Annotated in this window: 1 rRNA gene; it reads left to right on the forward strand. The window is 55.2% G+C overall.

The features are described 5' to 3' along the window. Positions 1-362 (forward strand): 23S ribosomal RNA (locus tag KUM32_RS32760); the annotation flags it as partial.

Here is a 362-nt window from a genome sequence, read left to right on the forward strand (position 1 = left end):
CGACTAAGGCCCCTAAGCGTACGCTAAGTGGGAAAGGATGTGGAGTCGCACAGACAACCAGGAGGTTGGCTTAGAAGCAGCCACCCTTGAAAGAGTGCGTAATAGCTCACTGGTCTAGTGATTCCGCGCCGACAATGTAGCGGGGCTCAAGCGTACCGCCGAAGTCGTGTCATTCACATATGAGCCCTAACGGGTGTGTGGATGGGTAGGGGAGCGTCGTGTGCCGGGTGAAGCAGCCGTGTAAGCGAGTTGTGGACGGTTCACGAGTGAGAATGCAGGCATGAGTAGCGATACAAACGTGAGAAACGTTTGCGCCGATTGACTAAGGGTTCCTGGGTCAAGCTGATCTGCCCAGGGTAAGT

The sequence above is a fragment of the Streptomyces sp. AC627_RSS907 genome (assembly GCF_019049165.1).